Origin of the sequence: Sporosarcina contaminans (genome assembly GCF_042679045.1) — a bacterium.
Taxonomy (GTDB): domain Bacteria; phylum Bacillota; class Bacilli; order Bacillales_A; family Planococcaceae; genus Sporosarcina; species Sporosarcina contaminans.
Genome location: NZ_JBHTLT010000132.1, coordinates 1 through 11,845, shown reverse-complemented (window position 1 = coordinate 11,845; position 11,845 = coordinate 1). Strand labels below are relative to the sequence as shown.

Sequence of the window (11,845 nt, the reverse complement as noted above, 5' to 3'; positions counted from 1 at the left end):
CGGTTGATCAACCGTACAGAGAGTGGGGACAATGGCTGGAAGCCCTGCAGGAAGGATCATCGATTTACCACCTTGGAGCAGCATCAGTGAACATTGAAGTAGCTGATGACGGACCCGGCCCGTTAGCCGTATCGAGCTTCGTCTTTCCGGTAGCCCCGGATAGAAGGAAGAAGGGTGGAACCGCGAGCTATAGCTTCGTCCCTTTATTGGGATGGGGCTTTTTTGTTTGCAAAAAAATGATAAGGAGTGTTTGTTATGTCAGAAAATATCGAACTGAAATTTCCCGATGGGGCAGTAAAAGAGTTTCCGAAAGGCACTACAACTGAGGAAGTGGCAGGTTCCATTAGTCCTGGACTGCGCAAAAGTGCATTAGCCGGAAAAATTGGTGAGCGGCTGATTGATTTAAAAACGCCGATTGAAGAAAATGGAGACATTGCGATTATAACACCACAATCTCCGGAAGCGCTTGAAATTTTGCGCCATAGTACCGCTCATCTGCTTGCACAAGCAGTAAAGCGTAAATTCCCGGATGCGAAATTAGGCATCGGTCCAGTTATTGAAAACGGTTTTTATTATGATATTGATTCACCGACTCCAATAACTGCTGAAGACCTTCCTGAGCTTGAAAAAGAAATGAAACGGATCATCGGCGAAAACTTGCCGATTGTTCGCCATGACGTTTCTCGAGAAGAAGCAGAAAAACGTTTTAAAGAAATTGACGATCCATATAAGCTTGAATTGTTGGAAGCGATCCCTGAAGGGGAGCAAGTTTCCATTTACGAGCAAGGTGAATTTTTCGACCTATGCCGCGGTATCCATGTTCCATCGACAGGTAAATTGAAAGAGTTTAAACTGCTAAGCATTGCAGGAGCTTATTGGCGAGGAAATTCTGATAATAAAATGCTGCAACGGATTTACGGCACAGCTTTCTTCAAAAAAGAAGAACTTCAAGAACATCTTCGTATGCTTGAAGAGGCGAAGGAACGTGACCACCGTAAAATCGGTAAAGAGCTGAATTTGTTTACAAACTCACAAAAGGTTGGACAAGGTTTGCCTCTATGGCTACCAAAAGGCGCTACTATCCGCCGCATCGTTGAACGCTATATTGTCGACAAAGAAGAAAAGTTAGGTTATCAGCATGTTTACACACCAGTATTAGGCAGCAAATCATTATATGAAACATCCGGTCACTGGGGGCATTATCAGGATGGCATGTTCCCTGTTATGAGCATGGACAACGAGGATTTGGTTCTTCGTCCGATGAACTGCCCTCACCATATGATGATTTACAAAAACGGCATCCACTCATACCGTAATTTGCCGGTCCGTATTGCAGAGTTAGGGATGATGCACCGCTATGAAATGTCCGGTGCACTTTCGGGATTGCAGCGTGTACGCGGAATGACTTTGAATGACGCGCATATTTTCGTGCGGCCCGATCAAATTAAAGACGAGTTCCGTAGAGTAGTGGAGCTCATCATTGAAGTATATAAAGACTTTAACATTACGGATTATTCATTCCGCTTATCGTATCGTGACCCTGAGGATACAGAAAAATATTACGATGACGATGAAATGTGGGAGCACGCACAACGTCTGTTAAAAGAAACTATGGACGAAATGGGCCTTGAATATGTGGAAGCAATCGGTGAAGCGGCATTCTATGGCCCAAAATTAGACGTACAAGTGAAAACAGCAATCGGTATGGAAGAAACATTATCGACAGCGCAGCTTGACTTCTTGCAACCTGAACGTTTTGAGCTGACTTACATCGGAGAAGATGGAAAACAGCATCGTCCGGTTGTAATCCACCGTGGTGTCGTATCAACAATGGAACGCTTCATCGCATTCCTAATCGAGGAATACAAAGGTGCATTCCCGACATGGCTTGCGCCTATCCAAGTCGAAATGATTCCGGTATCTCCTGATGCGCACCTAAACTACGCAAATGAACTGAAAGATAAGCTTGTCGCTGCAGGAATCCGCGTTGATCTTGACAGCAGAGACGAAAAGTTAGGCTACAAAATCCGTGAAGCGCAAGTCCAAAAAATTCCTTACATGTTAGTATTGGGCGATAAAGAAGTCGAATCTGGGGAAGTAAATGTCCGTAAATACGGCGAACAAAAATCCGAAAGTATGCCATTCGACGAGTTTTTAAAAGAGCTGCAGGAGACAATTGCCAATAAAACTGATCTCATATAAATAGTTTTATCTTACTTGTACAGGATGGTTCATTGAAGATGACCCAACTGCTTTGCAGATCGGCTGCTGTATTGAAAGTGATACAGTAGTCTTTCTGCAAGAAATTACTCACACTCATTGTCACTGAAGGATCGTCAAGCAAACAAAAATGATTTTGTAATTGTTTTGTTCCATTGCTCCGTCATTCAGACAGTTTGGTATGTACTGTCTGTTACTTGCAGTGCTGGCGACATCTCGGGGATATTATAGTCCAGTCCAATGATACAATGGACGGATCGCATGGTCTTCGGAAATCATGCGTTATAGAGGAAAGCCACTATTTTAGAAGTGGAATCCTAAGTTGATTAATCAAACAGGGGCTCTAAAAGTGATCATCAATGGCTGCAGTCTTATGCAATGTGAAGGGTATTTAAATGCTTTCATAGAATGTAGAAGCAATTTATCTTTATTATTGACTCTGCAAAACACACATGCTATACTTATTTAGGTTAATGAATACAGTTTGTGGTATAAGAAGGAGCTACCCGCTTCTCACCTGATTGACGCTTTCAAGTTGTTGACAGGTCAGCACATTAGTGAACGTGCCGTGCATTTATGCACGTAACACATACGCGGGTAGACAACTTATTGCTTGTCTACTTTTTTTATTGTCCAAATCAATGGCAACAGCCTTAAAGCTGTAGCCATATGCTATCAAAATTGAATGGACTGTGGGACCCCCCTCCCCGTCAATTGGTGGGGTGGTATACCCAAACCGTGTATTCGCGAGACATTATCCGGAGGTGGATTACTATTAGCAAAGACATGTACGTAAACGAGGGCATCCGTGCCCGCGAGCTTCGACTGATCGACCATAACGGCGACCAGCTCGGCATCAAATCCCGCAATGAGGCACTTGATATTGCAGCACGCGCGAATTTGGACCTCGTCCTTGTCGCTCCGCAAGCAAAACCCCCAGTAGCTCGTGTCATGGACTATGGGAAGTTCAAGTTTGAGCAGCAAAAGAAAGAACGTGAAGTGAGACGGAACCAAAAGGTCATCAACGTCAAAGAAGTGCGGTTAAGCCCAACAATTGACGAGCATGACTTCCAAACAAAACTTCGCAACGCTATTAAATTCTTGCAAGCCGGCGACAAGGTGAAAGCATCCATCCGTTTCCGCGGACGTGCTATTACACATAAAGAAATCGGTCAACGTGTTTTAGACCGCTTTGCCGAGGAATGCAAGGAAGTATCTACGGTTGAAGTGAAACCGAAAATGGAAGGCCGGAGCATGTTCCTAATACTTGCACCGACTGCCGAAAAAAAGTAACACGAACGATTTAGGAGGAACAGATCATGCCAAAAATGAAAACTCACCGCGGATCCGCAAAACGTTTCAAAAAAACAGCAACTGGTAAAGTGAAACGCGGCCGCGCTTATACAAGTCACCTTTTTGCAAACAAGTCCACTAAAGCGAAACGCCACTTGCGTAAAGCTTCACTTGTTTCTTCTGGAGACTACAAACGTATCCGTGAAATGATCACTTACATGAAATAATTCATCGAATTACCGTTCAATAAATCTGGCGGTCCAGCATGAGATAGCGTCTGTGCCGTGATTTTTGAGCTTCACATTACAACATTCTTATAGGAATAGCAGGAGGTAATTACTATGCCACGCGTAAAAGGTGGAACAGTGACGCGAAAGCGCCGTAACCGAGTATTAAAATTAGCTAAAGGCTATTTTGGATCTAAACATAGACTTTATAAAGTAGCAAACCAACAGGTCATGAAATCATTCAACTATGCATACCGTGACCGTCGCCAGAAAAAACGTGATTTCCGCAAGCTTTGGATCACTCGTATTAACGCTGCTGCTCGCATGAATGGCATCTCTTACAGCACAATGATGCACGGCTTGAAAGTAGCTGGCATCGAAGTGAACCGTAAAATGCTTGCTGACCTTGCAGTAACAGATGCTCAAGCATTCGCTCAACTTGCAGAAACAGCAAAAAAATCAGTTGCAAAATGATTGATTTAAGAAAATCCCGCTTCTGGAGCATTTCCGGAAACGGGATTTTTTACTGTTCATTTTCATGCATTTAGAGATACTGAATCTATTTTTTATGAAAAAGATACATAGTAATCCGTTCTTCTTTCTTAATGAAATCAATAAAGTATAAAATAGGGGCAGGAGATGAAAAACGAATGAAACTTATAGTGCTTTCATGGATACTTTTCGCATCTATTTGGACTTTTTTCACGATGGGCTATGACAAACGCCAAGCAAGACGGAAACAGAGAAGGGTACCTGAAAATACGCTGTGGATCCTATCGATTTTTGGGGGAGGTATCGGGGCTTATATCGGCATGATTGTTTTTCGTCATAAAACAAGGCATACTGCGTTTCGGATCGGGTTTCTTCTATTGGCGATCATCTATACAATGGCCATCTTTTATTGTTTAGGGTTTACTATGGGCAAACTGCAAATTGCATGACAGCCTTTCCAGTAATGAGCCATAGTTGTTGCTACGCTTTTTAAACAAATTATGAAACTTTAAAAAGACTGTAGAAAAAGAACAAAGAACATTCTCTACAGTCTGGCCGGCAATCAATGGTTTTTCATCAATTTTTCAATCGGGTTTTTCCAGTTGATTTCTGCATTTGGATAGTTCGATTTAATTTCAGAGCTTAAAAACTGAAAATCATCTTTCGTTAACCCCATAAGTTTAGTCTCATCCTTCACCCACACGAAAATAGAGACAACTTCAAAAGCACTCTCAGTTGTGCCTAAATATTTTTCACCTTCGAATAAGGCGCCTTTATACGTAATGAAAAAATTCTTTCTTACATTTTTCACATCATCATAGAAATAATATTTTTCTTGTTCATATGCTTCGTCCAATTTCCGTTTCGGATCAGTTAAGAAACGGATTCCGCGGTAAAAAAGGTAAATGACGAACGCAATAATAATAACGCGGATTAGCAGTCCAACCATAACAGTATCCCCTCACAAATGTAGATATATTTTACCTTATACGAATGAGAATCTGTTTGGTTTCAAGATAATAAAATTTTAATGAAATATAGGTAAAAAAATTGAACGATGTAGCAATGGTGTTTTACAAATGAAATCTTAATCCGATATAAAAATAGCGACGATCAGTTTTGGAGGAGAGCAAATGCAACTATCAACATTATTTTCAATGCAAAGGGAACTGGACACTTTCATCGAGAAAAATCAACAAGTGAACAAGGATGTCTTCTTTGAAAAAGGATTAGCGCTACTCGTCGAATTATCCGAGTTGGCAAATGAAAGCAGGTGCTTTAAATTTTGGAGTACGAAAGGTCCGTCAGAAAAAGATGTGATTCTTGAGGAGTATGTAGATTCGATTCATTTCTTATTATCGCTTGGAATTGAAATAGGACTGGATTCTCTCAGTGAATGGCCCGAGGATGAAGAGGTGATAGGTGATTTGACCCACTTGTTTATAGAAACATCAAATGCAATACACCAATTTTTATTGAAAAAGGATATGGTGAGCTATAAGAAGGTATGGGTTCATTATGGTGGGATAGCAAAAAAATTATGTTTTACCTACGATGAAATCATCAATGCATACATTGAAAAAAATGAAGAAAATTATAAGCGACAGCATTCAGGCTACTAAATATATAATAAAAATATATATTATCATTGACAAGTGCATCCAATTAAAAATAAGATGGAGATAAGTATAAAGGAGGAGGCTTTTACTGTGAATGATTGGAATAAAGAAGATTTTGGACTAAGACTAAAGTCCTTGAGAGAGCAAAGAGGTTTATCGATGATGGCATTTGGCGCTGCTATCGGCACTTCTGCAAGTCGAATTAAAGATTGGGAAAAGGGTAAAAATGCCCCTTCTGCAGCATGGATCGCAAAAATTTCTGATCGATTCAATGTTTCAACGGATGAATTAATTTTAGGAGATCCAAAAACTTCACGCGCCTTTACACCGAATAGCTCGACTAATATTGAAATGCTATTCGAGCGGCTGCGGGAAAACATATTAATGGAAAAAAACAGTGAAGAAACCTTTGAAAACTTGGATGAGTTGTATGCTGCGGTTGATGCTGCAAACAAAGAACAGTATAGAAGCGGAAAAGGAAGAAGGCTTGCTGAGCGTGAACTGCTTAGTATATTGACTGACTTGCCTAAGAAAGATGTCTTAGAATTATTGGAGTTAGCAAAGATAAAGAAACGTTGGCAATAACATAATGCCAAGGTTCGGTAGGAAATGGCTTTTCACATTTTTAATCATCATTGTCGGCATGTATATGTATTATGGAAATAGGACAATTGAAGTAACTTCGATGGATATTCATTCATCTAAAATCCCACCTTCATTCAATGGTTATAAAATTGTGCAACTATCTGATGTACATGACTCGAAGTTCGGAGAGCATCATTCGGATGTAATAGAAAAAGTTGTTAATGTCGTGCCGGATGCTATTTTAATTACCGGTGACCTGATCGATCGGAATCGTTATGATTTAGAGCAAAGTTTGGATCTTGTAAATGGTTTAAAAGATATTGCTCCGATCTATTATGTTACCGGGAATCATGAGATTTCTACAAATGATCAGCTACATATCCAAGAGGAGCTTACTCGCTTAGGGGTCCATGTACTATCAGATGAATTTATGCTCATCGAAAATGCTTATGGCGAACGAATGTTGATAGGAGGGATTGAGGACCCTCTCAATAGTGTGTTAGAGGATGAAGAAGCTACTCGTATTTCGCTTAATAAAACTTTTAACGATGCTTCAGATCGTGTTTTCAAGATTTTATTGGCTCATCGGCCCGAACAGTTTGAAGTGTACGTTGACTATGATATCGACTTAATATTTAGCGGTCATACGCATGGCGGACAAATTCGATTGCCTTTTATCGGAGGAGTTTTTGCTCCTGGGCAAGGATGGTTTCCAACTTACTTGTCTGGACATTATGAAAAACAGGAAACACAAATGATTGTCAGCAGAGGATTAGGAAACAGTGTTATTCCCATTCGGCTTTTCAATCAACCAGAAATAATCGTCGTAACACTACAAGTGAATAAAGAATAAAAGCGCAGAAAGCATCCATTTGCTTATATGCGCTTTTTTGCATTCGTTCTTTATCAGATTTGTATCGATCTTTTATAGTAAGAGTTTCCGATTTATTATGATTATTCGATTGGATTGTTGTATGATAGTTATGAATTGAATAATAGAAACGCTACCATATTTTAAAGTGAGGTGGGATGGTTGAAGGCATTCGTTCATGAAAACGGTCTTTTAAAAGTTATTGAAATTGCAGATCCAATTGCTAATAAAGGAGAAGTTGTTGTTTCATTGAAAGTTGCAGGATTGAATCGCAGAGATATCAACATCCCCAAAAGACGCGGTGATGCACAGGAAGCATTGGTGTTAGGGTCTGACGGAGCAGGGATCATTGAATCGATAGGAGACGGTGTTACGGGCTGGCAAATTGGGGATGAAGTGATTATTAATCCATCCTTGCGATGGTACGACAAAAGTGATGCCCCGCCGGGTGATTTTGAAATTTTAGGAATGCCTGACAATGGGACATTTGCTGAAAAGATCGCCATTTCAGCGGAGCAAATCGAGAAAAAGCCGTCAAACCTATCTATGTTAGAAGCGGCTGTCATCGCATTGTCTGGTTTAACGGGTTTTCGTGCATTATTCACGCAAGGGAACTTAAAAGCAGGAGATACAGTATTCATACCTGGAGCTGGAAGCGGCGTATCTACGTTCATGATCCAATTTGCAAAAAATGCTGGAGCACGGGTAATTACGAGTTCACGATCTGAAGCTAAACGGCAACGAGCGCTACAACTGGGGGCAGACCGTGCAATCGATACGAACGGAGATTGGCCATCTTTATTGCAAAATGAAACGATTGATCTTGTAATCGAAAGCATCGGCAGAGCTACGTTTAACCGATCATTATCGATACTTAAGTTGGGCGGTCGAATCGTTGTTTTCGGCGCGACGACCGAAGATGAAGTCGAGTTGGATTTGCGTAAATTCTTTTATGGGCAATATCAATTATATGGTTCCACGATGGGCAGTCGTGAAGAACTGCGAGAAATGTTACAGCATTTGGAGAAATACGAAGTGAAACCAATCATCGATAAGCAGTATCCGTTGGAGGAAGCAGCGCAAGCTTTTGAATACCTTGAAAAGAATGATCAGTTCGGGAAAATTGTCTTAACGTTCAATTGATAGGCCTATTTAGTTCAAAAGAAGAGAGAGGCGGGGGAAAGAATGACGGAAAAAGCGAAACCATTAACAGATTTACAAATAGCAACAGAAGCGGTCATGCAGCCAATCGGGGAAATTGCAAAGAAAGCAGGCATCCCCGAAGAGGCAGTTGAACCTTATGGACGTTACAAGGCGAAGATTGACATTGATAAGTTACCTGTTTCAAAAAAGAATGGCAAGGTTGTATTAGTGTCGGCAACAAGCCCGACGCCTGCTGGAGAAGGAAAGTCAACGGTTACTGTCGGATTAGCGGATGCCCTTTCAAAGTTAGGCGAAAAATCGATGATTGCATTGAGAGAACCTTCTTTAGGACCCGTAATGGGCATTAAAGGGGGAGCCGCAGGCGGAGGATATGCTCAAGTGCTTCCAATGGAAGAAATCAATCTGCATTTCAATGGAGATATCCATGCAATTACAACTGCGAATAATGCTTTAAGTGCAATGATCGATAACCATTTGCACCAAGGCAACGCATTAAACATTGATCCGAGGAGAATCACTTGGAAACGTGTATTGGATATGAATGACCGTGCGTTGCGACATGTGACAGTCGGACTTGGAGGGCCAGCACAAGGCGTTCCGAGAGAAGACGGTTTCGATATTACTGTTGCTTCGGAAATTATGGCAGTCTTCTGTCTATCGACAAGTTTGACGGATTTGAAGGAGCGTATTTCCCAAATCGTCATCGGTTACACATATGATAAGGAAGCGGTCACGGTTCGCGATTTAGGGGTTGAAGGGGCTTTGACTTTGCTGTTGAAGGAAGCGTTCAAGCCGAACTTAGTGCAAACAATTGAAGGCACTCCTGCGTTAATACACGGTGGTCCTTTTGCTAACATCGCACATGGATGCAATTCTTTGATTGCAACAAATACCGCTCGGCAACTAGCTGATATTGTCGTAACAGAAGCAGGATTCGGTTCAGACTTAGGCGCTGAAAAATTTATGGACATAAAGGCAAGAATAGGCGGATTTTCACCTGACGCAATCGTCCTTGTTACGACAATCCGTGCGCTAAAAATGCATGGGGGCGTTGCGAAAACCGATTTAAACGCTGAAAACGTTCAAGCTGTAAAAGACGGAATCGCCAACTTGGATAAGCATATTGAAACAGTGCGTGCCTTCGGTGTTGAACCTGTCATCGCTTTAAATCGCTTTATTACAGATTCGCACGACGAACTGCAATTTGTATTAAGTCATTGCAAGGAAAAGGGAGTGCGTGCAGCTTTGACAGATGTGTGGGGTCAAGGCGGAGAAGGCGGCATCGAGTTAGCGAAGCACGTCTTATCTCTATTGGAAGAACCGAACCAATTTGCCCCATTATATGATGTAGAACAGCCAGTATTAGAAAAAATAACAACGATTGTTCAAAAGGTGTATGGTGGAAAAGGTGTAATATTAACGGATAAGGCAAGAAAAGACTTGTTAGCGATTGAATCGAATGGGTGGGACATACTTCCAATTTGCATGGCGAAAACCCAATATTCATTTTCTGATGACCCTAAGAAGTTAGGAAGACCTGAAGATTTTACCATTACAATTCGTGAAATCATTCCGAAGTTAGGTGCCGGATTCCTCGTTTGTTTAACGGGAGATATCATGACGATGCCGGGGCTTCCAAAAAAGCCAGCTGCATTATCGATGGATGTTGATGACAAAGGAAATGCAATTGGCTTAATGTAAATTCAATTGTGCTATACGATCAATGCGATTGGCGAAGAAAATGAAACACATTTCTTCGCCTTTTTGTCTACATGTTGAATGGAAACGTTAACAGATGAATAACTTCCTATTAGGGCAAAATTATGACAATTTTTCAAATAGGCCAAAGGAATTACTGCGGCTAATGTATTTCTATCTCTTCTTCATGTATAATTGTATGAAACAGCACCAATAGGTCCGAAGGGGTATGTCGTTGTGTCTAAGAACTTCAGATTCAAGCTAACCGTCATCTTGATCATCTTCTCGCTTCTATTGTCGTTACTCATTGCTGTACTTGATTATAAAAAAATGCAAAAACAAATATGGATTGGCCAAGAAAATAAACTATTGATGGCTGAAGAAAAAATAATTGGAAACTTGAAGACAATCGACAAAGTATATGAGATTTTTGATTATCAAATCGCAGAAAAGATGGAACAGTATTCTAGAGAATTACTTGCGAAATACGAGGAAAATCCAAATTTTGCTTCATGGGATTTTGAGCACTTAAAAACAGCGTATGGAATGGATATTTATATATTGAATGCCGAAAATAAAGTTACATATAGCAGCTTTCAACCGGATATTGGACGTGATTTCAAATTATGCTGCGAATCGTTTTCAAAGCTATTAGACACACGTAGAGAAGGATCTTCATTTACTCATGACGGCATGGATTTACAAGCGGTTACCGGAGAAATAAAAAAATTTAGTTATATGCCTACACCGGATCATATGTATTTGATTGAATTAGGAATGAATCTTGAAAATGAAGAAATTTTTAAGCAGTTTAACTTTTTAGATACAATAAATGAACTAACGAATGAAATAGAAGTGATCGATCAAATTCAAGTGTATAACTCGGATGGATATGTAGTGGGCGTTAAAAGCGATGATGGGGATAAACTTAGGATTGACGGCCAATTCTATGCGATTTTCAAAGAAGTGAAAGAAAGCGGTCAATATAGGGAAATGATTGTCAATCAACCAGACGGGCAATTGACGTATCGCTTTATACCTTATCAGGCGGATGAAAAAAGAGGATTTTCGACAGAGCGGGTCGTTGCAATTGTTTACAACGACCATGAATTGAGAGGAGTATTATCTTCATATAAAAACCAGTTCATTACTCAATTGCTCGTCATTTTAGCTGCTGCAGTTGCTTTATCTTTTATTATCGCAAGACTTGTTGCAAAACCAATTCATTTAGCTTTCCATGATAGTTTAACCGGATTGAAAAATCGTGCAGCGTTTGAAGATGAACTCCAGAAAAGATTAGAGCGAGAAAAGAGCAAAGTCGCCCTTATGATGATTGATCTTGATAACTTTAAAGCTGTAAATGACCAATTGGGACATGGTGAAGGAGACCGTCTATTGCAAGTAGTAGCAAAGACAATTGAGGAAGTCATCGGATCTTCAAATTTCGCTGCGAGAGTCGGCGGGGACGAATTCTTAGTCATATTGGACAGTATCCACTCCAAAAAAATTGGAGAGATTTCAGAGGAATTACTAAAACGAATTAATGAAGAAATATCCTTCTACAATACTATATGTGAATATCGGTGTTAAAATCCTCAATAATAACGGTTTAAAATTCCCCAGTTTTTACGGATAATCTATTTTGAGAGAGATAGATTGGAAGTGTGGGAATGACG

At 40.5% G+C, this 11,845-nt stretch carries 12 protein-coding genes and 1 other annotated feature (1 of these 13 cut by a window edge); of the genes, 11 read left to right on the top strand and 1 reads right to left on the bottom strand.

Features of this window, described 5'->3' with window-relative positions; genetic code table 11:
• Window positions 1–206: a binding site (T-box leader), on the top strand (it extends 26 nt beyond the left edge of the window).
• Window positions 207–255: 49 nt separating this feature from the next.
• The 5 genes from thrS (at window position 256) to ACFQ38_RS17630 (ending at window position 4,681) form a co-directional block, all read left to right on the top strand.
• Entirely contained in the window at window positions 256–2,202 is a 1,947-nt protein-coding gene (gene thrS, locus ACFQ38_RS17650; protein WP_381482590.1) for a threonine--tRNA ligase, read from the top strand.
• 804 nt (window positions 2,203–3,006) lie between these two features.
• Window positions 3,007–3,513, top strand: a complete 507-nt coding sequence (gene infC, locus ACFQ38_RS17645) for a translation initiation factor IF-3 (RefSeq protein ID WP_336823452.1) — start codon at window positions 3,007–3,009, stop codon at window positions 3,511–3,513.
• 26 nt (window positions 3,514–3,539) lie between these two features.
• Window positions 3,540–3,740: a 50S ribosomal protein L35 gene (rpmI, locus tag ACFQ38_RS17640; protein ID WP_041075504.1), complete on the top strand. Its 201-nt coding sequence runs from the start codon at window positions 3,540–3,542 to the stop codon at window positions 3,738–3,740.
• A gap of 114 nt (window positions 3,741–3,854) precedes the next feature.
• Window positions 3,855–4,214 (top strand): 50S ribosomal protein L20, encoded by a 360-nt coding sequence (rplT, locus tag ACFQ38_RS17635; RefSeq protein ID WP_336823451.1) that lies wholly within the window; start codon window positions 3,855–3,857, stop codon window positions 4,212–4,214.
• A gap of 176 nt (window positions 4,215–4,390) precedes the next feature.
• Window positions 4,391–4,681: a DUF1294 domain-containing protein gene (locus ACFQ38_RS17630; protein WP_336823450.1), complete on the top strand. Its 291-nt coding sequence runs from the start codon at window positions 4,391–4,393 to the stop codon at window positions 4,679–4,681.
• A 113-nt stretch (window positions 4,682–4,794) separates the two neighbouring features.
• On the opposite strand, the gene ACFQ38_RS17625 is transcribed toward ACFQ38_RS17630, so the two are convergent.
• Window positions 4,795–5,181, bottom strand: a complete 387-nt coding sequence (locus tag ACFQ38_RS17625) for a sigma-w pathway protein ysdB (RefSeq protein WP_336823449.1) — start codon at window positions 5,179–5,181, stop codon at window positions 4,795–4,797.
• Window positions 5,182–5,365: 184 nt separating this feature from the next.
• Here ACFQ38_RS17625 and ACFQ38_RS17620 point away from each other — a divergent pair, with 184 nt between their 5' ends.
• The 6 genes from ACFQ38_RS17620 to ACFQ38_RS17595 all read left to right on the top strand — a co-directional run bounded on the left by ACFQ38_RS17620 (window position 5,366) and on the right by ACFQ38_RS17595 (window position 11,759).
• On the top strand, window positions 5,366–5,854 hold the full coding sequence (locus tag ACFQ38_RS17620) for a dUTP diphosphatase (RefSeq protein ID WP_336823448.1): 489 nt from the start codon (window positions 5,366–5,368) through the stop codon (window positions 5,852–5,854).
• Between the two features lie 87 nt (window positions 5,855–5,941).
• Window positions 5,942–6,436 carry a helix-turn-helix domain-containing protein gene (locus ACFQ38_RS17615; RefSeq protein ID WP_336823447.1) on the top strand — a complete coding sequence of 165 codons (495 nt, stop codon included), beginning with the start codon at window positions 5,942–5,944 and terminating at the stop codon, window positions 6,434–6,436.
• A gap of 4 nt (window positions 6,437–6,440) precedes the next feature.
• Window positions 6,441–7,289 (top strand): metallophosphoesterase, encoded by an 849-nt coding sequence (locus ACFQ38_RS17610; protein ID WP_381482586.1) that lies wholly within the window; start codon window positions 6,441–6,443, stop codon window positions 7,287–7,289.
• Between the two features lie 180 nt (window positions 7,290–7,469).
• On the top strand, window positions 7,470–8,450 hold the full coding sequence (locus ACFQ38_RS17605) for a zinc-binding dehydrogenase (RefSeq protein WP_381482584.1): 981 nt from the start codon (window positions 7,470–7,472) through the stop codon (window positions 8,448–8,450).
• 42 nt (window positions 8,451–8,492) lie between these two features.
• Window positions 8,493–10,172 carry a formate--tetrahydrofolate ligase gene (locus ACFQ38_RS17600; RefSeq protein ID WP_336823444.1) on the top strand — a complete coding sequence of 560 codons (1,680 nt, stop codon included), beginning with the start codon at window positions 8,493–8,495 and terminating at the stop codon, window positions 10,170–10,172.
• A gap of 234 nt (window positions 10,173–10,406) precedes the next feature.
• Entirely contained in the window at window positions 10,407–11,759 is a 1,353-nt protein-coding gene (locus tag ACFQ38_RS17595; protein ID WP_381482582.1) for a GGDEF domain-containing protein, read from the top strand.
• Window positions 11,760–11,845 lie beyond the last annotated feature (86 nt).